The sequence below is a fragment of the Vibrio sp. DW001 genome, from assembly GCF_029016285.1.
GTDB lineage: Bacteria > Pseudomonadota > Gammaproteobacteria > Enterobacterales > Vibrionaceae > Vibrio.
Genome location: NZ_CP091976.1, coordinates 661886 through 686198 on the forward strand (window position 1 = coordinate 661886; position 24313 = coordinate 686198).

At 40.4% G+C, this 24313-nt stretch carries 23 protein-coding genes; 1 reads left to right on the forward strand and 22 read right to left on the reverse strand.

The genetic code is table 11. The annotated features are described in order from the left end of the window. The 19 genes from L3V77_RS20360 to L3V77_RS20450 form a co-directional block, all read right to left on the reverse strand. Complete coding sequence (locus L3V77_RS20360) at positions 1–510, reverse strand: DUF2878 domain-containing protein (protein WP_275138066.1); 510 nt, start codon at positions 508–510, stop codon at positions 1–3. Beyond that, positions 488–1768: a cyclopropane-fatty-acyl-phospholipid synthase family protein gene (locus L3V77_RS20365; protein ID WP_275138067.1), complete on the reverse strand. Its 1281-nt coding sequence runs from the start codon at positions 1766–1768 to the stop codon at positions 488–490. The genes L3V77_RS20360 and L3V77_RS20365 overlap by 23 nt, the downstream gene beginning before the upstream one ends. Before the next feature lie 54 nt (positions 1769–1822). Continuing rightward, positions 1823–2551 carry a DUF1365 domain-containing protein gene (locus L3V77_RS20370; RefSeq protein ID WP_275138068.1) on the reverse strand — a complete coding sequence of 243 codons (729 nt, stop codon included), beginning with the start codon at positions 2549–2551 and terminating at the stop codon, positions 1823–1825. Further along, a complete protein-coding gene (locus L3V77_RS20375; protein WP_275138069.1) occupies positions 2548–3807 on the reverse strand; it encodes an FAD-dependent oxidoreductase in 1260 nt (419 codons plus the stop codon). Before L3V77_RS20375 ends, L3V77_RS20370 begins: the two co-directional genes overlap by 4 nt. A 2-nt stretch (positions 3808–3809) precedes the next feature. Next, positions 3810–4526, reverse strand: coding sequence for an SDR family NAD(P)-dependent oxidoreductase (locus tag L3V77_RS20380; RefSeq protein WP_275138215.1), 717 nt, complete (start codon positions 4524–4526; stop codon positions 3810–3812). After that, a complete protein-coding gene (locus L3V77_RS20385; RefSeq protein ID WP_275138070.1) occupies positions 4526–4957 on the reverse strand; it encodes a nuclear transport factor 2 family protein in 432 nt (143 codons plus the stop codon). The genes L3V77_RS20380 and L3V77_RS20385 overlap by 1 nt, the downstream gene beginning before the upstream one ends. Before the next feature lie 12 nt (positions 4958–4969). Next, entirely contained in the window at positions 4970–6364 is a 1395-nt protein-coding gene (gene phrB, locus L3V77_RS20390; protein ID WP_275138071.1) for a deoxyribodipyrimidine photo-lyase, read from the reverse strand. Continuing rightward, positions 6361–7305, reverse strand: coding sequence for a DUF523 and DUF1722 domain-containing protein (locus tag L3V77_RS20395; protein WP_275138072.1), 945 nt, complete (start codon positions 7303–7305; stop codon positions 6361–6363). The genes phrB and L3V77_RS20395 overlap by 4 nt, the downstream gene beginning before the upstream one ends. Positions 7306–7340: 35 nt before the next feature. After that, entirely contained in the window at positions 7341–8054 is a 714-nt protein-coding gene (locus L3V77_RS20400) for a ChrR family anti-sigma-E factor (RefSeq protein ID WP_275138073.1), read from the reverse strand. Then, the gene (locus tag L3V77_RS20405; RefSeq protein WP_275138074.1) at positions 8047–8685 is read right to left on the reverse strand and encodes a sigma-70 family RNA polymerase sigma factor; all 639 of its coding nucleotides are present in this window, start codon (positions 8683–8685) and stop codon (positions 8047–8049) included. The genes L3V77_RS20400 and L3V77_RS20405 overlap by 8 nt, the downstream gene beginning before the upstream one ends. A gap of 58 nt (positions 8686–8743) precedes the next feature. Beyond that, the gene (locus L3V77_RS20410; RefSeq protein WP_275138075.1) at positions 8744–9400 is read right to left on the reverse strand and encodes an LON peptidase substrate-binding domain-containing protein; all 657 of its coding nucleotides are present in this window, start codon (positions 9398–9400) and stop codon (positions 8744–8746) included. 556 nt (positions 9401–9956) lie between these two features. After that, the gene (locus L3V77_RS20415) at positions 9957–10166 is read right to left on the reverse strand and encodes a hypothetical protein (protein ID WP_275138076.1); all 210 of its coding nucleotides are present in this window, start codon (positions 10164–10166) and stop codon (positions 9957–9959) included. Between the two features lie 359 nt (positions 10167–10525). Continuing rightward, the gene (locus L3V77_RS20420; RefSeq protein WP_195705871.1) at positions 10526–10738 is read right to left on the reverse strand and encodes a cold-shock protein; all 213 of its coding nucleotides are present in this window, start codon (positions 10736–10738) and stop codon (positions 10526–10528) included. Positions 10739–11417: 679 nt separating this feature from the next. Further along, positions 11418–12059 carry an RpiB/LacA/LacB family sugar-phosphate isomerase gene (locus L3V77_RS20425; RefSeq protein WP_275138077.1) on the reverse strand — a complete coding sequence of 214 codons (642 nt, stop codon included), beginning with the start codon at positions 12057–12059 and terminating at the stop codon, positions 11418–11420. Between the two features lie 83 nt (positions 12060–12142). Beyond that, positions 12143–12904 carry a 2-dehydro-3-deoxy-D-gluconate 5-dehydrogenase KduD gene (kduD, locus tag L3V77_RS20430; protein WP_275138078.1) on the reverse strand — a complete coding sequence of 254 codons (762 nt, stop codon included), beginning with the start codon at positions 12902–12904 and terminating at the stop codon, positions 12143–12145. A gap of 84 nt (positions 12905–12988) precedes the next feature. Beyond that, complete coding sequence (locus L3V77_RS20435; RefSeq protein WP_275138079.1) at positions 12989–14719, reverse strand: DUF2264 domain-containing protein; 1731 nt, start codon at positions 14717–14719, stop codon at positions 12989–12991. A 12-nt stretch (positions 14720–14731) separates the two neighbouring features. Further along, positions 14732–16657 (reverse strand): TRAP transporter large permease subunit, encoded by a 1926-nt coding sequence (locus L3V77_RS20440; protein ID WP_275138080.1) that lies wholly within the window; start codon positions 16655–16657, stop codon positions 14732–14734. Positions 16658–16731: 74 nt separating this feature from the next. After that, on the reverse strand, positions 16732–17712 hold the full coding sequence (dctP, locus tag L3V77_RS20445; RefSeq protein WP_275138081.1) for a TRAP transporter substrate-binding protein DctP: 981 nt from the start codon (positions 17710–17712) through the stop codon (positions 16732–16734). Between the two features lie 35 nt (positions 17713–17747). Then, positions 17748–18917 carry a glycoside hydrolase family 88 protein gene (locus tag L3V77_RS20450; protein ID WP_275138082.1) on the reverse strand — a complete coding sequence of 390 codons (1170 nt, stop codon included), beginning with the start codon at positions 18915–18917 and terminating at the stop codon, positions 17748–17750. A 305-nt stretch (positions 18918–19222) separates the two neighbouring features. On the opposite strand from L3V77_RS20450, the gene L3V77_RS20455 reads away from it, so the two are divergent. Then, complete coding sequence (locus L3V77_RS20455; RefSeq protein ID WP_275138083.1) at positions 19223–20326, forward strand: LacI family DNA-binding transcriptional regulator; 1104 nt, start codon at positions 19223–19225, stop codon at positions 20324–20326. Positions 20327–20953: 627 nt separating this feature from the next. On the opposite strand, the gene L3V77_RS20460 is transcribed toward L3V77_RS20455, so the two are convergent. The 3 genes from L3V77_RS20460 to L3V77_RS20470 all read right to left on the reverse strand — a co-directional run bounded on the left by L3V77_RS20460 (position 20954) and on the right by L3V77_RS20470 (position 24057). After that, the gene (locus L3V77_RS20460; protein ID WP_275138084.1) at positions 20954–21475 is read right to left on the reverse strand and encodes an ankyrin repeat domain-containing protein; all 522 of its coding nucleotides are present in this window, start codon (positions 21473–21475) and stop codon (positions 20954–20956) included. Between the two features lie 88 nt (positions 21476–21563). After that, positions 21564–23024, reverse strand: a complete 1461-nt coding sequence (locus tag L3V77_RS20465) for a catalase (protein ID WP_275138085.1) — start codon at positions 23022–23024, stop codon at positions 21564–21566. A gap of 160 nt (positions 23025–23184) precedes the next feature. Beyond that, positions 23185–24057 carry a patatin family protein gene (locus L3V77_RS20470; protein ID WP_275138216.1) on the reverse strand — a complete coding sequence of 291 codons (873 nt, stop codon included), beginning with the start codon at positions 24055–24057 and terminating at the stop codon, positions 23185–23187. Positions 24058–24313 lie beyond the last annotated feature (256 nt).

Consider the following 24313-nt stretch of genomic DNA (forward strand, 5'->3'; position numbering starts at 1 on the left):
TCACCTCAAAACATGTGCTTTGGCCGGTTGATTTACATAGCGTTTAAGAATGACAAACACCGGTAAAAGAAGCGTCCAAACCAATATTAACGAAAGAACAACACTGCTCGTTGGCAACAAAGGAACCAAAACACCCGTCTTTATGCCTCCCCAGTAGCTACTCGCGCCGCCAATAGCACCCACCAACATAAGCATTGGAATCGAACGGTTATCTAACCAACGTAAGCTATGGTTCAAGCTAATAATGAACATTATCCATAGCAGCAATAACCAGATAGGAAAAAAGCTGTCACCAGCGCTAAATACACCGAGTTCTAACTGAAATTTATCGGCAATCAATCCGATAGGAACCAGCATTAGTAATCTAAGATCTTTGATGCGTGTTGGTGATAATGCAAAATGAAGGATAAGCAATAATGGCATTATCTGATTGGCGTATTCGGTAAAAAAAGCCGCACATAGCCAACTGGCTTGGAATAAAAAAAGATTAATAATCCAAAACAATTTCATCACTTTTTCCTCTGAAACGTGGCTTTCTAGCAACCACGTGATGTGTACTTATGACCCTTTGCAAAAAAGCGCCTTCGCAATAGCATAAATAGAACAACCATAAGCGCTTGAACTCTTCGCTGTAGCCAAGGTCGATTAACTGATCCCATTGTTGTTCAAAAGCTAAACGCCAGTCCGCCAATGTACGTGCATAGTGAAGGCCTATATCATGCATTTCATGCACCACCAAATCGGTATTTTTAGCCATCTGTTCGGTCATGACCGCTACAGAGGGTAGGCATCCACCCGGAAAGATATATTTTTGGATAAAGTCGACGCTTTTACGGTAGCTATCGTAGCGACTGTCAGCAATAGTGATGGATTGAACAAGCATTTTTCCATCTGATTTAAGCAGCTCTGAACACTTGCTGAAGAATGTCGAAAGATACTCGTGTCCTACCGCCTCAAGCATCTCAATTGAAACAAGCTTGTCATACTGCCCCGTGAGTTTGCGATAATCACTTTTCAACAAAGTAATCTTGTCATCAAGGCCAAGCTGCTGAATTTTATCTGCGGTATATTGATGCTGGGCATCAGAAATAGTGGTAGTGGTAACATGACAATCGTAGTGTTGAGCCATGTATATCGCCAATCCTCCCCATCCCGTGCCAATTTCTATTACGCTATCGCCCGATTGTAAGTCCAGTCTCTCACAGATGGTCTGCATTTTAAGTTGCTGGGCTTGTTCCAATGTGGAGGCCTGTGCATTATAAATTGCGCAGGAATATTGCATTGCAGGATCTAAAAAGCGTGTATAAAGCTCGTTACCGAGATCGTAATGAGCCAGGATATTGCGTTTTGAACCTTGCTCAGTGTTGGCATTCTTACGGCTAAGTAAACGATTTTTTAATCGACTAAACCACTGAACCTTATTCTCAATCTGGTCTAGCTGTGATTGATTTCTCGCCAAAACTTGAATAACGTTGGTTAACTCTGGGCTCGTCCATTTACCGTCAATGTAGGCCTCTGCTCCACCAATACTGCCATTGAGTACGACATCTTTATAAAAACTCGGATCATGCACCACAATTTTCCCACTTAATGTGGCCGATCGCTCACCAAAAATAAGATGCTCGTCACCCTCGATAATTTCAACACTCGCCTCATCAAGTTTACTTAGTAGAGCAAAAATCAAACGTCGATACTTCCCCATAGCGTCATTGCGGCTAGTGGCATTCTGGTAGGCTAAAGATTGATCCTGTTTTGCTATTTGTTGCATGTAAACCTCACTTGCGAGTCTAAATATTTCCAATATTCACTGAAAAACGATTCATTAACTATTTGGGTGCACGACAAAAGGAACTCGTTTCAAAAACAGCTTTAGTGCCTGCCAATAAATACCGCTTACAATCTTCAAGGTCATCATCGGAATCGCGCTGATTGTCTTCCATAGCTGTTTTGCACTAAATTCACGTTTAGTTAACGCCAGAGTGGCATCAAACACTTTCCCTTGATTGTGGCTTTCTATGTGAACCAAGGTGTTCTTTTCTGGTGGTGATATCTTCCAATGATAATTCATGTCCATCTCCATAAATGGTGAGACATGAAAAGCTTTTTTCACCTTCATGTCTCCGGTCATATCCACCAAGTAGTAGTGTCTTTGTCTCCATGGGGTGTTGCTCACTTCCGCTAACATATATTGACACTCGCCCGCTTCTGAATAGCAAAAGTAGCAGTTAATTGGGCTGAAATAGATCCCCATACATCGGCCTTGTGCCAGTAGAGTAACTCTATTGTTCTCAGACCAATCTCCCCCTAATTGTGTTACTTTTTGACTTATACGTTGCTTCAACGTGCCAGGTTCATTTTTTACATAATCTTTTTCATAGAATCGAATTGGGTTATACCAATGTTGACCAAATACTAGGCTACGGCGTGACAATTCGGCTAACTCATCTAGGTCGACAGCCAGCATGTAAAGTTGATAGCTGAATTCATGTGCTACCTCGCCAAATCGACGATGACGAACATGTCCCCAATAGATACCACTGTGATCATTCATAACGACAGTCCAAACCGTTCAGTTACATCAATTGCGCTGCGTACACCATCTTCATGAAAACCGCTGTACCAATACGCCCCAACAAAATGACAACCATTTTTACCGCATATTAAGTGACGTTTTTTTTGTGACTTAACACTTAACTCGTCCAGTATCGGATGGTGATAAATAAAACGACGTATCACCTTGCTTGGCTGTATTGCTTCCGTTTGATTCAGGGTGACACAAAACGTGTCGTTGCTTTGAATACCCTGCAATATATTCATATTATAGGTAACACATGAAGGCCGCGATAAATCGCCATCGAGCATATAGTTCCAACTCGCCCATGCCAGTTTTCTATCAGGTAGTAGCCGAGTATCGGTATGCAGTACCACTTCATTTCGGCTATAAGGAATACCAGAAAGAACCTCGACTTCTTGTTCAGTGGGGTCAGCGATAAGGTTTAGAGCTTGGTCTGAATGGCAGGCAAAAATGACATCGTCAAAACTCTGTACCTCGCCGTTTTCCATAGTGATAATCACGCCGCCACTATGCCGTGTAACATGCTTTATAGTTGCGTTTGTCACTATGGCATTACTGAGTTTCTCTTGGATGCAGTTAACATAAACTCGTGAGCCTCCGGGAACGACATACCATTGCGGTCGATCAACAATGTTAAGTAGCCCGTGATGATAGAAAAACTGGATGAAAAATTTAAGTTCGAATTTTTCCATCTCTTCCAAACTTGTGGACCAAATCGCCGCTCCCATTGGAAGGATATAATGCTGACAAAAAAAATCTGAAAATTGATGCTGTTGTAAGAAGCCACCTAGGGTAAGTTTCTCATTAATATTGTTTTCTCGAAACGCCTTTTTACAAAGCTTATTAAACGTAATAATTTCTGAAATTAGACGCCAGAACGTCGGCTTGAACACATTACTTCGTTGTGCAAAAAGCGCATTGATACCATGCCCATTATATTCGAACTTAGTCTGACGGTTGTGCACACTAAAACTCATTTCCGTGGCTTGTCTTTTGATGCCTAGCTGTGACAGCAATTGGTTGAATTTAGGGTAAGTTCTATCGTTAAATACGATAAAGCCAGTATCAATGGCATACTCTTGACCTTGGTGAACGATATCAACTGTTGCGGTATGACCACCTACATAATCATTCTTCTCAAAAACGGTAACGTCATGCTGTTTGTCTAATAGATAAGCGCAAGTGAGTCCTGAAATACCTGAACCAATAATAGCGATCTTTTTATTTGTCATTGCTAACCCATCCTTGTAGCGAGTCTATTCCAAAGTGACGAAGGTAATACGCGAAGGCATTTCATAATAAATATAAATAATGTCGGGAAACTGATATCTGGTTTTCCTTTGGCTATGCCTTCTATGATTTTTTCTGCTGCCGCTTGGCTAGAGATAATCATCGGCATATCAAAGCTATTTTTATCGGTCAGTGGTGTTTCTACAAAACCAGGGTGAACCACGGTGACGTTAATATCGTGCTTTTTTAGATCTATCGACAGCGTTTTTCCTAGATAACTTAGCGCCGCTTTTGATGCGCCATATGCTTCAGCTCGAGGCAATGGCAATAATCCGGCACTGGAACTTACCAAGACTAAACGACCACCGGGCTTGAGGTGTTTAAGCCACGCTTGAAGACCATAACCAATCGAAATCAGATTAATATTAATTACCCTCTCAAACTTCTTGGCGTCGAAGTTGAGTGCATCATCAATATATTCGCAGTCACCAGCATTAAAAATGAGCATATCAAGCGGCTCAAAATCATCGTCCATTGTGGGATAGTTTTCATAATCTGTTAAATCAAAGCAGAGCGGTGTAATGAATGGCCGATCAACTGTTAACTGCTGCAATTTCACTTGGTTTCTGCCACAAGCAATCACTTCAGCCCCTTTGCTGGCATAGCTTAAGACTAATTCCTTCCCTATACCTGATGTAGCACCTGTAATTAAAATACGCATCATTGCCCCGCTCTCTGCTTTATGATTTTGACGAATGCACCAATAAAAGGGACGTGTTCATATATCATCGCCCCGGCATCTAGGTAGTCGCGGTGGAATATCACTAGGTTATCTTGCGCTTTAAGATGGGAGTGGCCAATAACAGAGATAGGCTTTTTACCATTCAGGCTTTTGTGACGAAACGTCATATTCCAATAAACAGCCGCTTCATTGTCCGATTCAAACACATGTTGAATGACAAAATCACACTGAATAATATTTGTGTAACTGCTCTCGAAACTGTCTATAAGATCTTTTACACCGTCGACTCGATGAAGCGGATCGATAAACGTAACCGCAGGATGATAAATAGATTGTAAAGTAATGAGATTATCTGTCCCTAACTCGCTGTAAACATCAACAAATTTTTGTAACCACAATGAGCGTTGCATTTAAGATCATCCTTAATATTGTTTGAAAAAATCTAACGCCCTCTGCCTTGCTTCTTTGTGATCGACGATGGGCTTGCAGTACTGCGTTGTGTTGCCATTTAATTGCAAATATTGATGTGGAAAATGGATATGTTTATTGGGCACATCATACAGTTCTGGAACATATCTACGGATGAAGTCGCCATTAGGATCAAATCTTTCACTTTGAGTGATCGGATTAAATATTCTGAAGTATGGTTGAGCATCGCAACCGGTGCTTGCTGCCCATTGCCAGCCGCCATTATTGGCACTTAAATCCCCATCAATAAGGTGTGACATGAAGAACGCCTCCCCGAGTCGCCAATCTATTAACAGGTGTTTAGTTAGGAAACTTGCTACCACCATCCTCAAACGATTGTGCATCCAACCGGTTTGGACTAACTGCTTCATGGCGGCATCAACTAACGGGTAACCTGTTCGACCATCACACCATGCTTGAAAGTGCATGGGATTACCTTGCCAATCCATGTCTCGGTATTTGAGCTGAAAGCTCTGTCCTTTTGCTAGTTCAGGGAAGTGAAATAACAGATGTTTGTAGAAATCTCGCCAAATTAGTTCATTAAACCATGCAAAACCGGGCGTAGCTGAATCATATACAATCTCCGGTTGCCTCTGCACTAATTGTAGCGCAAGCCATCGTGAACTAATCGCTCCAATAGCAAGATAAGGCGAAAGACCAGATGTTGCCTTAATCCCGGGAAAATCTCGCTTTTCAGCATAATACTCAAGCTTATTTTCGAAGAAAGTAGGCACCACTGTTTGCATGACCTCATCACTGAGCGGCCAACGTGATGAATCCGCTTTGAGATAATCAAATTCAATCGATGTCAAAGAATTATAAATGAAGGTCTCAGCATTCTTTACAGGGGGAATAGCACATTCAACACCGGTAAGTTGTAGGCGCTGTAACCACGCTTTTTTAAATGGTGTAAATACCTTATACATCTCATCTTGTTTATTAAGCACACTGCCTACCGGCAAGATAGTATCGCAGTTAGAGAGAATAAGGTTTATACCCGTGTTTTGAACAAGTGTATCTCGGTTGAGCTCATTGATCTCTGGCTCTCGATTAGCGCAGACACTGTCGATAGCATTCTGATCGCAAAATTCTTTTAATACCTGCACCTGAGAGCAATAATCCGAAGCTTCCAAATAATGCAGTTTCACACCATGCTCTGCCAATTGTTTCGCAACCAATAGTAGATGTCTTCGGATGAAATCAGCTTGAATGGGCGCAAGGTTATGTTGTTGCCACTGCTTCGGTGTCGATATGTAGACCGCATTAGACGCCCCCATTTTAAGGGCTTTACATAATGCTGGGTTATCGTGAATGCGAAGATCTCGCCTCAACCAAAGCAGTGTACTCAATAGCCATACCTCAATTTTAACGCCTTAGGATGTGGATTTAAGTAGGTTTGCTCTGATAGATAGTCGTTGGGATATTCGAGTAAATAATGATTAATCAAGGTTAAAGGAACCAATAACGGCAAGAGGCCTTCTCGATAAGCATCAATTTGATCATTCAACTCTTTGCGTTTTTCTTTGGTTAGCTGCTTCTTAAAATAACCCTGTAAATGATGCAGAGTATTAGTGTGGCTGCGTCGAGTGGCCTTGATGGTTAATGCTTCCATCAACATTGATATATATTCATCCGCCACCTCATTAATCGGTTGCTGTGGATCAGCAAGAAGCCGACCTAGGCCTTTATAGCTTTCAATATGATGACTCATGACCAGATACTTGTGTGCACTATGGAATGTAATAAGTTTATGTAAGGTAAAACCACTGGCTTTTAAATCGAGCCATTTTTGATAGGTGAAGATACGAGTAATAAAATTTTCTCGAATGATAGGATCATTGAGGCGACCATTCTCTTCACAAGGTAATAATGGGTTATGTTGCATTATCTGTTTCGAAAACATACCAACGCCCGTCATCTTGGAACCCTTACCATCATGCTGATATATCTTGACCCTTTCCATACCACAGCTTGGGCTTTTAGCACAGAAGATAAAACCAGCCAGATCATCATTCTGTTTAGCTTGGGATTGACCGAACTGGGTAAGTGCTTCTGTTACATCTCCTGTACCATCGGGACGAGAAACGGTTATCACATCCCCGTTAGAAATCTGCCTTATTGTTGGTCGTGGAATAGGTAATCCAACCGCGACCTCGGGACAGACGGGCTTAAAATCGGCAAATTCACTCAGCTCTTCCATGCAAAAATGCGAACGCTTATGGCTTTTATCATACCGAACTTGCTGCCCTACGACGCACGCACTGATGCCTATTTGTAGTTTTTTATCCATATTGGAAGTCCCGCCTCATATAATTTAAAACTCACTTAGTAAATCAATTTTCCTAGTGGATTAATCAGCTTACTAACCCCTTGAGTAAATCGAAGCGCATCACTTGAAACGGTTAAGCAAACACAGCCTTCTTTTGTCATTGGATTGTGGGTATGCTTACCGTCTAACCAGATAAAATCGCCTGCGTGATAGCTGCCCATTTCATCCTCAAAACTGCCTTCAAGCAATAAGGTTATTTCATAACCTTTGTGCGTATGATGAGGAACGTTACCTCCTTCAGCGATATGCAATAGGCTCATACGTCGCTCATCATCATCAAGCTTCAACCTCGCACGCGAAATTTTCCCTATCCCTTGCCACTCTTTTAAAGAGATGGATCTAATTGCTCTTGGCAAGGTTACACGAGTGTTCGATACTTCTATTTCCGTCACTGTGACGGGTAAAATTGGTGCCTGTTCCACTGGCTGAGCCGTAATCGTTTCAAGCATTTCTAGTGAAACTATCTCTTCTTGCTGCGTAACAATATCGATGCCAGATTCATCAAAGCTGAAATCAAAATCTTCAGTACTCAACGTCTCCTCATTCACATCAAACGCGTCCATTGCTGCCTTCTCTGTAAATTGACTCACGAGAGACTGGCATTCACTACACATTTCTACATGGCTTGCGACAACAACAGAAACAGAGACTGGCAGTTCGCCTGCTACAAATTCTTTTAATACAGCTTCGCTTGGGTGATAGTTAATCATTGTCTTGCTCTCCCATTTGCTGTCTAATTTTTTCCAATGCTAACCTCAACCGTGATTTTATGGTTCCTATTGGAACACCTAACTGTTGTGATAACTGCTCTTGCGAAAGCTCCTGGTAGTAAACCCCTTGTACCACTACCCGTTGAGCAACCGGCAAGCTACCCACCATTTTTTCCAGTTGCTTTGCCATCAGGTGGTCACCAAATGGATTTGACAGGTCGTCATTCTTACTTAATTCTTGCTCTATCGGCCAAATATCGTCACCAAGGTTTTGCTCGGCTTTGCTTTTTATCTTTCTAAGTTGATCAAATGAGGCATTACGCATAACGGTGTAAATCCATGTCGTTGCAGCCCCCTTACTAGCATCATAAAGGTGCGCTTTTTTCCAAACATTCGTCATTGTGTCTTGAACCAATTCATTAGCTTGGCTTTCGTTGCCGTGCTGTTTGATGCCAAATCGTTGAATTTTAGGTGAAAAAAAGCGAAACAGCTTAGTAAATGCGTCCTTGTCTTGGTCTTGTGCCACCAAGGATAACCAGTCGGACAATTCTGGGTGCGCCGACGTAATGGTAGGCTGAGTAATGGGAAATCCTCTCGCTATCGGTTCGATTTTTACCTCAATCTGCTGCATCTGAACAACACCCCTTTAAAATAGATACTAACCATTACGTTGGGGCGGATAAAAAGGATCAATCTTTATTTAATTCTTTTTCGCATAAGATACTGAGGAGCGTTGTAAGTTGTGTATAGTCTAGTTGTTGAACAAACCTCTCTTTTTCAGTCAGGGACAGAGGGATAATCTCTAACAAACGTGCACATACCCATTCAGGATAGTCAAAGAATTGTATTTGGTATAGGTTACTGAGTTCATAATGTGAATTAAATACTCCTTTTAAAACAGAAGATAACTTGAATTGCACCTGCTCAATGGGGCCATTATCGGAGGAATCATAGTTTGTTGAAATAACACCTTTATTAGAAGACCAATGCGGCAGAGAAAAAGTCTGAGCGATCAACAACCCGCCTTGTTGTTCGTCGAAATTGGATATGCTAACCATACCGTCGGCAAGTACATCGACCGTTAATATGCCATCTTCACCTTGATCAAAATCGACGATTTGAACATGAACCCCCCAATCAGGAACTAAAAAAGCTCTCTCTTTTTGATAGAGTGCGACAACAAAACCATCCGTCTGTTGAGCGTTAGCGATCATTGAGACATATTTAGACTCAAAAATACGCAGTCTTTGCATGCCACCAGGGAGTATAAAGATAGGGAGTGGAAATACAGGATATTGAGTAGATTCACTTCTACTTTGATTACGTTCTTGTTTGGAGTTATTCACGACGACTCTCTTGTTTTGTTTGATATTATCATTACGTAAGGGAGGCGTTGAACGATCACATTTAGAGTAGAATATTGATTTATACCAATTCCACCAAATAATACCCATCTGGAAAATTAACTGATCAGCAATAGGATTATTATCGGGCCGACATCAATGGGCCGGGAGGCCTATTACAATGCATACAAGGATGTCTTGAATCGTAGGGGGAATGACATCCATGTTGAACATGGACTTACTTAGCTTGATATAACTGGCCTGATGAAGTGTGTCCGTAGAATCGCATTCATTTGAATAACATAATTAATGCGACTGACATTAATGTATATAGAAGCCAAACGGTATAATTAGAGCGAATAGATATATAACTGAAGCGTTTTTCCAACGAAAAGAGAGGCATTTTATTCCTCCAAAATATCAAACATTATTGTTATAAAAGAGGATGTTAGAACACTACGACTTACAGAGTGACAAAATATTCAAGGTAATTAAGTAAGAGCCAAATGACAGGTTTACTATTTGTTACAATAAACGAAATTCAGAATGGACTGAGCTATTAAAAAGAAATTGAAAAATTACCAATAAGTTGATTGTTACTATTGGTGATATCACCTTCGCAGGTTTGTTCACAATACGAAAGCTCAATATCAATACTATCGACATTGCCATTCAATCGAATATGTCGTAATAATATATCACTGTTCAATTGATGGATGGGAGCGTCCCAAGAGATTTCGCCTTTTAACATAGTAAAGCTCACTATCATTTAATTACCTCTAATTTTATTTGATTATCTAATTATTTAGTTATTTTATTATTTTGATTTCGGCTATTTTGAAACCAAAATCGCTTACGACCGATTGAACGAGACATAAGTATCCTTATTTTTATTATCAGCATGTTAAGCCAAAATAGAGTAATTCTACATATGGTTTTATACTGCAAATTTTTAATGTTAATGATTTTATTTATTAGAATATAACGAAGTGAATAAGAAACGTAACGACATATGGAAAAGCAGATGTTTGAAATGTTTATATTTTCGAATATATGGTATAAATTGATTATTATTAGTGGTTTAGATGACGCAAATAGTAATGATACTATTTGCGTCGTCTTACGAAATTATAGCGCTGTAACGTTAGCCGCTTGAGGACCTTTTTGGCCCTGCTCTACTTCGAAAGATACTTTTTGGCCTTCAGTAAGCGTTTTAAAGCCTTCTGATGCAATTGAACGGAAATGAACGAATACGTCAGCGCCGCCATTGTCTTGAGTAATGAAACCAAAACCTTTATCTTCGTTAAACCATTTTACTATACCAGTTGTTTTATTAGACATGTTGTGTCCCTTAATATTTTAGATTAATAAGTTATCGCAATAGTGCGATGCGCTGATAGCTGAATTATTAAATGTGACGATGAAGCGTAAGGGAAAAACTGAGGATAACAACAATAACGAAGAAATTCTGAGGCTTTACTTTTACTTATGTTTCATTAATAACTCTGATCAACAGAGCGAGATGGATAATACCTGAGTATAAAATAATGTAAAGGTTTATTTTGAATTAATTGCATGGTGACGACTATCACTACGTATACATAGATATCTTGAAAAGGTTTGATAGTATGGATTAGTGATTCACAGAGCTGAGTGATGTTCATACTGTCTTAAATGACTTCGATGGCCAACTTATGGAAGTGGAATAAAACGAACGGAAAACAGTCCACAGAGCTTTTATTAACAGTCGTCTACGTTTTTTTCGATTAACGAACATACCGTGAAACAATCGCGTAACTAAGTTGAATAACCAAAGTAAAGGAAACTTCGCTTATTCAACTGGTTAGCCAATTACACGAAACGAATAGTCAAAGCCAGAACACTGCTAACTACAGGCAATACCTTTTGTGAGAAAGACCGCCCTTGCAGCTTATAGCAGGGCGAACAACATTCTCTACAGTTTGAAGACTATTGGAATATCACTATGGTTGTCATCGACTGACTCGTTTTTCCGTTCGATTTATGACAACACTTCACGTATGTATTGCTCTAATTCTGGAATCTGACAATTGTCAAAAAAGCATTGCTGAAATCGCTCACCACTAACAGCCGTCTTCAAAAGATCAGGAGCGATGCAACGTAGCGTATCAATATAATCAGCTTTAACGACAGCCTGTTTAACCTCACTTAAAATAACAGCGTTTTTCTTTTGTGGTTCTGCACGCTCGATAGGATATCCTTGACCACATTCCCCTGTAGTGAATGCTTTTTCAAAAATATAGCGAATGTTTAGCTCTGCCCCCCAACCAAACCCCTTTGCAAACGCCAAAGACAACGCATTTCCGTTATTAATTTGATTAAACAAAAACGCATCCGAGGGCTCTAAACAATATCCACAAACTACACCTGGGTGGATGTTTAACGACATCAACGCCCCCTGTCCCGTACCACAGCCTGTAACCACAAAATCCACGGATTTTGAGTTAATAAGCACGCTTGCCATAATTCCAAGATGAACATAAGTTAATGCATGATCGTTTTCATCGCACATTCCTACGTTGTAAGTTCGATGACCTTCCTCTTTAACAACACTTTCAAGTTCGCCATATACAATACTATTTTTTGCAGCTTGACTATTTTCCATCATTAATGCGATTTTCATTCTATGCTCCTGCGGATAATACCGCTTCAAAATTTTTTTTTGTTAAAACAACTAAAATATATGCATTATTTATAGAGTTTATGTTAACGCGCTAACCATCCGCCATCGACAGCAATGGTATAGCCATTAACATAGTCGGAAGCTGCAGACGCTAAGAAGACACACGGACCAGCTAAATCTTCAGGTATACCCCATCGGCCCGCTGGAATGCGGTCCAAAATGTCCTGATTACGTTTTTTGTCTGCACGCAATGCCTTAGTATTGTTGGTCGCCATATAGCCTGGGGCAATCGCATTTACATTGATGTTATGAATTGCCCACTCGTTTGCCATGCTTTTAGTAATCCCCATAACCGCACTCTTAGATGCCGTGTATGAAGGCACTCTAATTCCCCCTTGAAAGGACAGCATCGATGCTACATTTATGATTTTTCCACCTTCATTCTGAGCGATGAATTGACGACTAACCGCCTGCGATAAAAAGAACAACGATTTCAAATTGATATTCATCACGTCATCCCAATCTTGCTCACTAAATTCAATAGCGTCGTTTCTTCGAATGATGCCAGCATTATTAACTAGTATATCTATTCGGCCAAACGCATCTAAGCTGCACTTGATGATATTAGGGATATCGGTTGTTATGATCAGGTTAGCGCGAACATCAACAAATTTTGTCCCTAGCTCTGCCATCATTTCCATTGTCTCTATTGGCTCAACAATGTTGACACCCACAATCCCACACCCAGCTTTAGCCAGAGCTAATGCCATTCCTTGTCCTAAACCAGTATCACAGCCAGTAACTATCGCCACCTTACCAGTTAAATTGAATGAATCTTGAGTCATGATATTTCCTATTAACAAATTTTGTTTGATTCTTGATTGTTTAGTTGGTGAGCGGGCAACCGTGAAAAAGCTATCGTTGCCAACTTACTTACACATTTTAAATTGGCTTGATATGGTATGGTTTCCCGATTCTAGCTTGGTTAATAAAAATGGAACCGCACTACGGGGAAACGACACATCACTGTTAACCCGTGTGGTTACGTGCGCAGATTTAAGGTGATTATCTAGGCTTTTTATCGCAGATATCCCGTTACTACCTTGAATAATGATCTCTGAACCATCAGTTGTACTTGAATTCAAGATTAATTCTTCTTGATACCATTTTCCGACCACAAAACCACTCTCTACTACCCATAAATCCTCACTACTGTCAAACCGATGCGTACGAACACACTCCCCACTGTCATAAACATCGATGGTGGTTGTGACTGTAACTTTCCCTGATGTCCAAGTTATATTGAGCCTTGATTGATCGACGTTTACCTCGATGTTCTTTTGTCGCATCTGCCAATTACAACCACCATCAAAACTAAAGGCTAAAATATTGTCGCCAAAACTCAACTTTTCTGCATACAACAAAGCACTAACATCCATCCCACCAAAGGTTGAATAAGCAAACTTATTGTACTTATCCAGTTGAAAACCTGGATGGATAGCCGCTCCATAGTGAACAATTGAATTGCCATCAATACGTTGAACGATAGTTTTATTTGCCGGCATAGGCTGTACGACTGCAGGATATTCTATCGCTTGTTCTTCACTACTCCAGAAAATAGAATCATCAGCGAGCATCAAAGGTAAAAACGCTTTCATAGCCCAATACGGGGATGTTGGTGAATTATATACTTCGCACATTTGTAGGTTTGGATAATCGTAGCCACGGGTAAGAATACCGTCATAGGTGAAAATTGGCTTATGTTTCCAGCTGCGTAGATGCCTTGCCCACAGCCCTTTTATTTGACCTGGACTAAAAACAGTATTGTCACTGATGGAATACGCCGCCCAAAAACCACAACAAGCGAAGCGATAAGTTAGCGAACGTCCTTGGACTAGTGTGTCACCATTATCTGCAAACCAATAACTAAATGGTATGGCAAAGGCATCCGCTCTCGATTTGAAAATCGAGGAAAAATCATCATTTTTGTACTTAAATTTTTTTGCATAAATAAGGCCATAGTAATGCAAAGCAAAGCCACCATAGTGGTCAACAGTTTCAATATCACCATCACCATACCAACCATCACCTAAATACCAACTCTTTAACTTTTCTAAAAACTTCTGCTCCATTTTTAAATCAACGAGATCGCTGCGCCCAACTGTTTTTAAAGCTTGCTGAACGATTAGTGTAAAAAAGAGCCAGTTATTATGAGATGTTTCTTTATCTTGAATACTGGATAACCAAAGCACCAAGTTTTCTTTCTCGGTTGTACTTAACGGTTCCCAAGCCTGTTGTGGTAACAAAGCCACAAAAAATCCAATCGCTGCCATTTCTACGCTGCGTTGGTCTACATCATGTAACAGACCCCAATACCCATCGGAATTGGGGTCTGTTCCTTGTATAATGAGCTTACGAACCAAACCCCAGTGTTCAAAATTACCTCCTCCAATCTCTAGAGGTACCAGCCCCCATAATGGTCGAGCGACACCTTCTAGTGAAGCGGCAACCATATCAAAGCAAGCCCCCCCTTCATCAAAATCTATTCGGGAACCCTGTGTCTGATAATAGGGTATTAATGGCTCAAATAAGTCCTTCACCAACTGTTGAAAATCAGCCTTGCTAACCAGAGGATTTTCTGAAAATAATGAATACTTCATTGCTACTACCTGTTAATTAATAAGTCCAAAAAACCTAGGCAAGCCCAGACTAATTATAGGAAAGTAAGTTACCAGTAAAAGTCCGATAAACTGCACTAAGAAAATAGGTAGAAGGGGCCGAATCACATTGGTAATCTTCTCACCACTGATACCACACGACACAAACAATACGGTCCCTACAGGTGGTGTCACAATACCCATGGAAAGGTTGTAAATCATAATGATGCCAAAATGCACTGGGTCGACACCCATTTCCGTGACCACAGGGTATAAAATTGGTGTAAAGATGAGCTGCGCTGGTGCCATATCCATAAATACACCAACCAACAGCAAGGTGATATTAATCACTAACAAAATCACATATTTATTATCACTTACCGCAATCAACATTTCGCCGACAGTTTCTGGGATACTTGCAAACGTCATCGACCAGCTCATCAGACCAGAGCAAGCAATCAAAAACAAAATAACCGAGGTACTTAATGCGGAATCATAAAGAGTCTTAATCAAACCTTTGATGGTCAAAGTTCTATAGCAAATCGCCAGCACCAAACTATAAATAACGGCGATACCGGAGGCTTCAATGGCAGTAAACATGCCACCAATAATCCCTCCAATAACCACAAATACAAGTAACATACTGGGCAGTGCGCGTCCAATAATGAGCGTAACATCACCAAGTGAGTAATGAGTGGTATCTACTGGGTAATTGTTCTTTTTAGCAAAGCGATAAGCTACCAACATAACGCTTAGACCGATGATAATCCCTGGGATATATCCGCCCAAAAATAGTGCAGCTATTGACGCACTTCCACCAGTAATCATCGAGTAAACAATAAACGCACCCGCTGGTGGAATCAACATACCAGCGATAGATGAACTAGCATTAACAGCCGTTGAAAAAGGCATATCATAATTTTTTTCTCTAGCCATTGGCGTTATGATTCCCCCAATTGCTGTTGATGCTGCGATAGCCGAACCAGACAATGAACCAAACATCATGTTAGCAACAATATTTGTTTGCCAAAGGCTTCCCGGCACGCGTTTACCGACTAACATCGCAAAAACAATAAGCCGCTTTGCAATGCCACCCTGATTCATAATATTCCCTGCAAGGATGAAAAATGGCAGAGCTAAAAAACCAAAACTATCTAGTCCACTAAACAGTTTCTCACTGGTTGTGCCGATAAGATCAACAAATTCAATCTGTAGAAATAATGTAAATATTCCTGAAAAAGCAAGGCCTACGGCAATTGATGTCCCCATAAGCAAGAAGAACAAAAACGAGATAAACAACGTGAAAAAGGAAATTATCTCAATATTGTCATATAGGTAGGTATCAAAGTCATCCAAGCCCTTTACATAAGAGAAGCCAAAGTAGGTGGTTAGAGAAACAATGACATAAATAGCCAACATAATGGCCTGACTTGGCTTACGCTTTACCTCTTGCAGTACTTTGTAACATTGACTGCTAACAATCAAAACACCACTGATTATGAGAACACTTTGTACCAAACCAAGTGGAACTTGTAACGTTGGGGTCAACATACTCAGGTTTTTTACGGATGCTACGTAACCACCCCACATCATTGTCGCACCAAGTAGTACATACATATACTGATTGAACAGTTCCATCTTTTGTCTTGTAGATGGTCCGACATAATCTAGTAATAGCGGCAAACTCAAATGTGTCGATTTCATAAAACACAAAGCAGCGCCTAAAATGCCCAACCATATCAACGAAAATCGCAATAACTCTTCAGACATTGCGCTAGGCGAGTTAAATATGTAACGAGCGGCAACTTGATAAACGATGAGAATACTCATTACTGCAAGCAATGAAACTAAAATTATCTTTAATGTTTTTTCCACGGCTTGGTTGAAAGACCAAGGCTTACATTTGAAAACCTTTGGAATTTCTGACTCTAACTGATTCATTTGAATATCCTAGTTGCGATACGTTAGAAATGAGAGGACTGACAAACCGATAGATAGCTTGCCAGTCCTGAACGTTAACGTCCTTGGATTCTAAATATAGTTTCCAGCAACTCTTTTTTAACTGGATTGGAAAGTGCGTCGTCATACATTGGCTGCATGCGTTTGATAAGCGGCACTTTATCTATTTCAGTGTACTGTACACCAAGTTCTGACTCTGCTAATGCTTCCGATTTCTCAATCTGAGCCGCTACTGCACCAAATGATTTCTTAGTTGTCTTTAAGAATTCTGCTTTCACAATCACCATATCATCGGCACTTACTGATGTTGTGAATTTCTCACTTGCAATAAGGAAATCAGTCAATCGTGTATGTTCTGTGCGCAAAGCATATTTAGATACTTCTCCGAACTTCACTTCCCAAAGACCAGCTAAACCGCCTTCTGCACCATCAATAATTCCTTGCTGCAAAGCAGGATAAACTTCACCAAAATCCATTGGTGTAGGTACTCCACCTAAAGCTCTGATAAGCGTCATGTAAGTATCGCTAGGTGATGTACGAAGTTTTAGTCCTTCAAGCTCTTCAAGTGATGAAGTAGGTTTCGTGGTGTAAATACTTCTAAATCCGTTGCTAAGAAAACCCATAGGGTATACCTTTTTGGCCGCAACCGAATCTTCAATGATTTTCGCCACTTCGGGATTTAGCATCGTATCTTCATACTCTTCTAAACTTCTAAACACATACGGTAAATTAACCCCAGTAATTTCTGGCGCTAAATTTTCTAAGGTTGCGCTATTAACGAGTCCTAAATCGATAACCCCACTTTGAACCTGTTGTAAGTACTGTGCTTGTCCACCTAACGTACCATTCCAGAAGAAACGAATCTTAACGCGACCTTCGGTACGATTTTTTATATTATCACCAAGCTCAGTCAACAGTGTGCCTGCTGCATCTTTACTTGGAATGTTTGTGGCAAATTTGTAGGTTTTTGCTTGTAAGCCGCTAGAGGCCAGCACTAAGGCACTAACAAGTAAAAGTTTTGTGTTAAATCCTTTCATATATCACCTTTTATTATTTTGTATATTTTTATTGTCTACCAAAAAAAATGGGTATGCCCTGCTGCTCGCAAAGTCGCTTCAAAATAGTAATAATCACCATAAGGAAGCATCGCATTTGCCAGATAAGGTAGATCTCTATCCATCGCATGCGGAACCGACGAAGCTGAATTAGAAAGCAAACCTTGAGCATCCAATTGTTGCGTCAGATCATAATTTTCACGTAATGCTAGTAGCATCTGGCTTGCAATTTTTGCGTATCGTTCCGACTTGTCTTTTTGACCACATTTATTAAAGAACTCTGACAAAACGTAAAGACCTGCAGAGGTAATGGAACCAGCAGAAGTGTCTTTAAATTGGATTTCATTTTCAGGAAGCAGATAATCCCAAATTGGTACCATGTCATCCGTGATTTTATCTAACATATAACCGGTTAGTTTTTCACTTAGCTCGGCATAACGTATGTCGCCAGTCATCAAGGCTAACTGCGCAAAGCCATGTATTGCCCATGCTTGTCCGCGACTCCAACATGATTCATCACTGTAGCCTTGGTGCGTACATCCGCGTAAAGGTTTGTTTGTTACAGGATCAAAATCAAAGGTGTGATAAGTGCTGAAATCGTCGCGAACAAGATGCTTAAGTGACGTTTCTGCCTGACCAATAGCAACCTGCTTAAATGATTCAATATTGGTTTCTTCGTAAGCCCACAACAACAAAGGCAGATTCTGCATGCAATCAATAATAATCTTACCTTGCACGGTTTCAGCATGAACTTTATCTTCAGCCCCTGCAGTCCAAGCGACAATATACTCACCATTCCAGTTGTAACGATTTCGCAATGCCTCTGCCGCTTTTAGCGCTAAATCTCGAGCTTTCAAATTGCCTGTCAATTTGTAATCTGCCACCGCAGAAAGACTAAATTCGAATCCTAAATCATGATTTAACCAAAGCGGGGTATCTAAGATTTTGGCCAAATGTGAATAACGCATGCGAGCCATATTTTTTAATTCTTGCTTACCGGTAATCATATAAGCAAGCCAAAGCTCACCAGTCCAAAAAGAGTCTGTCCAAAAATACTCTTCTGGGTATAGCCATTGGTATTGTTCCGCTCCAGCACCAACCATCGGATTTCTCAAACCGATAATTGGCGCATTACGCTCAACACTGTTAATAATATCTAGCTTTATCTGTTCGAAAGCATGGTTCATCTATCAAGCCTCAACTGTTCAAAAATGTCTTTATTCATTTACCTATTTAGTGAAACGTTTCATTTCTATTGCAACTATTAATAGTTTCACGAACTAGAACTTGCATTAAACATGTTAAAATCTATAGTATATCGGCACAAATTAGCTTATTGTGATTAAAATCACGCCATGAAACATTCATATTAAATGAAACGTTTCATAAATGACGATCAGTACAAAAAAAGTGATAAACTATATATTCAAATTAATTCCGGTAAATGAATGTACGTTGTCAGATCTAGAGCAGAATAAAGATAAATCAAAATATGGATAAAACCTTGGATAAAACACAAGTAATTAAACGTAAACCAACACTCGATCTAATTGCATCGCTCGCTGGAGTGTCAAAAGCAACCGTTTCACGGGTATTAAACGATAGCTCCCTTGTGAAGCCTGATGTTGTCACACGAGTGCTAGAGGTGATTGAAGAGATTGGCTACGTAAAAAAGCGTAAGAGCGTTGAGATACCCTCAAGTTTCAAAAAATTAACCGTTGTCTGTGATGATTCCGCTTTTGCTCCGCATACCTTTTATGGCAACCTACTTAGCGAGCTTAAGCTAGAGACAAGCAAGCTCTCCATTCAGTTAGAAATGTCGATGTTCAATCAACTCACATCTCCAAGCCAAGCGAGCCAAAGACTATCCGACACAGAAGCCCTATTAATATTAGGTAACCCTAATGAAGATATTGTTCAATTAATGGCGCGAAAACGTATTCCAGTTGTCATCATCAACGGCGTCGATCCGTATATGAAAACCCAAAGCATTTCTCCTGACTATGAATTTGGCGGATTCATGGCGGCAGATTATCTTATCCAACATGGACACAGACGTATTAAGATACTCACTGCAAACGACAGACATTCTACGTTCCAACGTACAGAAGGCTTTCTAAGAGCACTCACCATGGCTGGCGTTGACTATCAAAGAGCCGATACGGTGATCGATTTCATAGATTATATCGATAAGGTAGTGTCAAACAGAGGTTTAGTCGGTAAGGCATTAATTACCAATCCGTCAGGTGATTTTGGTGCACGTGAGATTTTACCTTTATTAATAAAAGAAAAAGTATTCGAACAGTGCACAGCGGTTTTTTGTATCTGCGACATGATGGCGTTATCACTAATTGAGGCTTTATCAAGTGTCGGTATTCGAGTACCTGAAGACATTTCTGTCATAGGTTTTGATAATCTTGATGTGGGAGCGATATCAGTGCCTCCCCTTACAACGATCAGTACTGATTACAACAAAATTGCTCAGACAGCGTTACATAAACTCTTAACAACTATTAGTACCCCAAACAAGGCTGCTACGCGCTCCAGTGTTGCGGTTGAATTGATTGAACGAGGTTCGGTCGCTCAGATATTTTGAAGGGGAATGGTATCAGCAATTCTTCTACGCTTTACAAATTAACGGTTACATTGTGGTGAATCTAGACGCGAAAGAACAAGCCGGTAGTTCTTAAAAAAGGACAATTAGTAGATTTAATTGCCCTTCATCATTTTTACTTTTCTTCAGAATTGTAACTTGAATATGAGCAGTAATAGCAACCATTTGATTGTGGATATATTTCTTTAGCTGCATTCAGTGCTGTACTGCATGCTGTATGGTAGCCAAGTGGATCACAATTTTGCACCCCAGGACCGTGAGTGCATGTTGCTGTGTGAATCTCATGATCGCCATTATTTTGCGCTTTCTTATCAACATAAAACAAACTCATAATTACCTCTGAAATTTCGTGTTCAACCGGTTATTTGAGACACCACACTACTCCTATAAAATTATAGGAGATAGGCAAGAATACGAATAGTTAGATGGGCATCACTTACATTCGCTGGTCTTTCACACAATTAATTTGTGGGATCACAGTCATTCATCAATATTTTATGTTGAGGTCATTATATTCGTTAGAACACTTCAGAAAAAAGCCCTTTATCTCCCTATCCACCCGACAATATTACGTATCATGATTAATTCAGATGACATATTTTACATACGTTAAGAATATTCACTCTTATCTTGGGATTGTATCCTCGGCTTAATCATCAGAAAGCTAAGTCCTAAAAACCTTATGAAATTTTTAATTTTCGATGAAGCAACTAAATTAGGAAATGTATTATCAAGGTATTGTACAACCTCTGTTCGTCCAAACATTAACGCCCAGTCTCGCACATTCATGTTGGTCTTATTTCTATTCGTGGTTATTGCTCCAAATTGTAATAGAAGCTTTATAATGTCTACATTACCTTTGAAAGCTGAAGCCATCAGCACTGTATTCTTCATGAAGTCCATCGAGTTTGCATCTGCGCCACTTCTCAAGAGCGCTTCACAGAAATCTCTCTCTCCATTATAAACGGCAAGCATAAGTGGGGAGTAGCCTCTGTTATTTTTAGCATCTAAGTCTATTTCAGTATGTTGAGATAAAATATTTACAAGCCCTCTAAAGTCACCAACTCTTGCGAAATCAAAGATATCTGACTCACTGCGATAGGTTGTCTTATAATCATTCCAGTTTCTCATACCATACCCCTTTCAGCATTCGCTGGTTAAGTCAGTGATAATTAACGGCAGGCCAATAGCTAAGGCCTGCCGTTAAGAGCGGTTTTTCTTATTGTTTACTGTCTTCTAAAGCAATTCCTAACGCTTTAGCGACACCTTTACCATAAGCAGGGTCTGCTTTGGAGCAGTTGGAGATATGGCGGTGTTGGACTTCAATCGATGCCCCACCAACACTGCGAGCCGTGTTTTCAAAGAGCGCTTTCTGTTGACTCGATGTCATTAGGTTGAACAGATCTCTAGGCTGCGTGAAGTAATCACTATCATCCTCACGGAAATCCCAGCTATGCGCATCACCATTAAGTTGCATTGACGGTTCTTTAGTATCCGGTTGCTCTTGCCATAAACCTAAACTGTTTGGCTCATATGCTTTTGTACTTCCGTAGTTTCCATCTACACGCATTGCTCCATCTCTGTGGTAGGCATTCACAGGGCAACGGGCCTGATTGACTGGAATATGCGCATGGTTGACACCCAAGCGATAACGCTGTGCGTCTCCATACGAAAATAATCGTCCTTGCAACATCTTGTCAGGAGAAAATCCAATTCCAGGCACAATATTGGCAGGATTAAATGCGGCTTGCTCTACCTCGGCAAAGTAGTTCTCTGGATTTCGATTAAGCTCCATGACACCAACATCAATCAGTGGGTAATCCTCATGTGGCCAGACTTTACTGAGATCGAACGGATGAAAGCGGTAATCTCCAGCTTCGTTCTCGGGCATAATTTGAACTTTCAAATTCCAACGAGGAAATTCACCACTTTCAATTGACTCATACAGGTCTTGTTGATGACTTTCACGGTTCTTGCCAATCAATTCCTCCGCCTCTTGATCGGTTAAGTTCTCAATACCTTGTTGCGTTTGTAGGTGAAATTTTACCCAGAACCTTTCATTTTGAGAGTTGATAAAGCTAAAGGTATGGCTCCCAAATCCATGCATATGGCGGTAAGTACGAGGAATACCACGCTCACTCATTAGAACGGTAATTTGGTGAAGCGCCTCAGGAAGCAATGTCCAGAAATCCCAGTTCGTATTAGCACTGCGCATATTTGTACGAGGGTCTCGTTTAACAGCATGATTTAGATCTGGAAACTTCAAAGGATCACGAAGGAAGAATACGGGAGTGTTGTTACCAACTAAGTCCCAATTCCCTTCTTCTGTGTAGAACTTCATTGCAAACCCGCGAATATCACGTTCAGCATCTGCGGCACCACGCTCACCAGCGACGGTAGAGAAGCGGACAAAAAGATCGGTCTTCTTGCCGACTTCAGAAAATAGCTTGGCTTTAGTATATTTAGAAATGTCATGCGTTACGGTGAAGGTGCCATAAGCGCCAGATCCTTTGGCGTGCATGCGTCTTTCTGGAATAACTTCTCTGTCGAAATGAGCCAGCTTTTCAAGAAACCATACATCTTGCAGAAGCATAGGTCCGCGAGGACCTGCGGTTTGTACATTTTGGTTATCTGCAACAGGGCAGCCATTGGCTGTGGTCAGTTTTTTTTGTTTCATCATTTTATTTCCATTTTTTGTAGGGCATTTTTTTGACTGTTACTGCCTGAGGTGAACAGAACAGAAAAATGCAGTGGTTTAGAATCAGTTTAGACCTCAGACTAAAACAACAACTTTTTCAACCCGACCTCGAATCGATTACTAATTATTTAATATCATATAATTAAACACAAAAATGGCAGTTTTCTTCGTTCAACCCATAAGTACCACTTCTAATGGATAGATGCTCTTTCCCGGCAGTTATCCCCATCTGGTAGCCGTCATGCAATGTAGCTTTATTCATTGTTAACCTCTTTACAGCAAAGTTTTCTGGTGGCGCTATCACTCGAATAATCACCTCTTTGGGTGGGTTTCTGATGAACTCAAGAGATTGATTATAATTATTGGCTCTTACCATCATAGATTTCACAATATTTGGGTGTTTAGATAGCAGCCTTTTTATTAACCACGGATATTTATTGGGTTGCATTTGATAGCTAAGGGGATGGGATAGGATCACCGTGATATCACGGGCGCCACGTCGATACGCCTCTTTTACTGGAATGGAGTCAGCGACACCTCCATCGATATAACAGCCACCTGAAAAACACGGTATTTCACGGTAAGCCACAGGGAGTGCGGTTGTCGCTTCAATAATGTTAGACAGTGAGTCAGGTTTTATCTGATGGTAGTCCGCACGACCCGTATCAATATTTGTGATCGCGGCATACATAGGGATACTTGAAAATAGCACTTCTGAATCGAGAGGGTAACGTTGGTTGGATTCATTCCAAAGCCATTTCACATCAACGAGATGCCCACCTTTAGTAAAACGTATTGGGTTAAAAAAACCTTTGTCTACTGCCAATGTGGTAATGATATTAAAACTGCGTTGAGGTGCATTGGCAAGGTAGCCTACTAAATTAGTAGCACCGGCAGAAACACCAATAGCAAAATCGTAAGGCAGGAACGCTTTCTCCATAAATGCATCTAACACCCCACTGGCGAATATACCTCTCATCGCCCCACCTTCAACAATTAGCGCACTTGTTGCCATATCCATTACTCTATCCAAATCCACTCAATAACAACAGAATATATCGATTGAATCGATAAGTTAAATCGATTAAAACTATAATTTTGATAGCTAAAAACTATTTAAAGACATTTGAAAGAGGGATTTGATTACGAAGGTTCGGTTGGATATACATTGGGAAAACCAATGTATATCTGGGCCTCAGGAATGTAAACAGTCACTCCGATAAGCATCCTTGGCTCATATAGGCGCTAGAAGCAGTATCAGCAACCACCAT

Bases quoted from the DNA above. Each gene is read 5' to 3' on its own strand.
- L3V77_RS20360 (WP_275138066.1), bottom strand. From the start codon at position 510: ATGAAATTGTTTTGGATTATTAATCTTTTTTTATTCCAAGCCAGTTGG.
- L3V77_RS20365 (WP_275138067.1), bottom strand. From the start codon at position 1,768: ATGCAACAAATAGCAAAACAGGATCAATCTTTAGCCTACCAGAATGCC.
- L3V77_RS20370 (WP_275138068.1), bottom strand. From the start codon at position 2,551: ATGAATGATCACAGTGGTATCTATTGGGGACATGTTCGTCATCGTCGA.
- L3V77_RS20375 (WP_275138069.1), bottom strand. From the start codon at position 3,807: ATGACAAATAAAAAGATCGCTATTATTGGTTCAGGTATTTCAGGACTC.
- L3V77_RS20380 (WP_275138215.1), bottom strand. From the start codon at position 4,526: ATGCGTATTTTAATTACAGGTGCTACATCAGGTATAGGGAAGGAATTA.
- L3V77_RS20385 (WP_275138070.1), bottom strand. From the start codon at position 4,957: ATGCAACGCTCATTGTGGTTACAAAAATTTGTTGATGTTTACAGCGAG.
- L3V77_RS20395 (WP_275138072.1), bottom strand. From the start codon at position 7,305: ATGGATAAAAAACTACAAATAGGCATCAGTGCGTGCGTCGTAGGGCAG.
- L3V77_RS20400 (WP_275138073.1), bottom strand. From the start codon at position 8,054: ATGATTAACTATCACCCAAGCGAAGCTGTATTAAAAGAATTTGTAGCA.
- L3V77_RS20405 (WP_275138074.1), bottom strand. From the start codon at position 8,685: ATGCAGCAGATTGAGGTAAAAATCGAACCGATAGCGAGAGGATTTCCC.
- L3V77_RS20415 (WP_275138076.1), bottom strand. From the start codon at position 10,166: ATGATAGTGAGCTTTACTATGTTAAAAGGCGAAATCTCTTGGGACGCT.
- L3V77_RS20420 (WP_195705871.1), bottom strand. From the start codon at position 10,738: ATGTCTAATAAAACAACTGGTATAGTAAAATGGTTTAACGAAGATAAA.
- L3V77_RS20425 (WP_275138077.1), bottom strand. From the start codon at position 12,059: ATGAAAATCGCATTAATGATGGAAAATAGTCAAGCTGCAAAAAATAGT.
- kduD (WP_275138078.1), bottom strand. From the start codon at position 12,904: ATGACTCAAGATTCATTCAATTTAACTGGTAAGGTGGCGATAGTTACT.
- L3V77_RS20435 (WP_275138079.1), bottom strand. From the start codon at position 14,719: ATGAAGTATTCATTATTTTCAGAAAATCCTCTGGTTAGCAAGGCTGAT.
- L3V77_RS20440 (WP_275138080.1), bottom strand. From the start codon at position 16,657: ATGAATCAGTTAGAGTCAGAAATTCCAAAGGTTTTCAAATGTAAGCCT.
- dctP (WP_275138081.1), bottom strand. From the start codon at position 17,712: ATGAAAGGATTTAACACAAAACTTTTACTTGTTAGTGCCTTAGTGCTG.
- L3V77_RS20450 (WP_275138082.1), bottom strand. From the start codon at position 18,917: ATGAACCATGCTTTCGAACAGATAAAGCTAGATATTATTAACAGTGTT.
- L3V77_RS20455 (WP_275138083.1), top strand. From the start codon at position 19,223: ATGGATAAAACCTTGGATAAAACACAAGTAATTAAACGTAAACCAACA.
- L3V77_RS20460 (WP_275138084.1), bottom strand. From the start codon at position 21,475: ATGAGAAACTGGAATGATTATAAGACAACCTATCGCAGTGAGTCAGAT.
- L3V77_RS20465 (WP_275138085.1), bottom strand. From the start codon at position 23,024: ATGATGAAACAAAAAAAACTGACCACAGCCAATGGCTGCCCTGTTGCA.
- L3V77_RS20470 (WP_275138216.1), bottom strand. From the start codon at position 24,057: ATGGCAACAAGTGCGCTAATTGTTGAAGGTGGGGCGATGAGAGGTATA.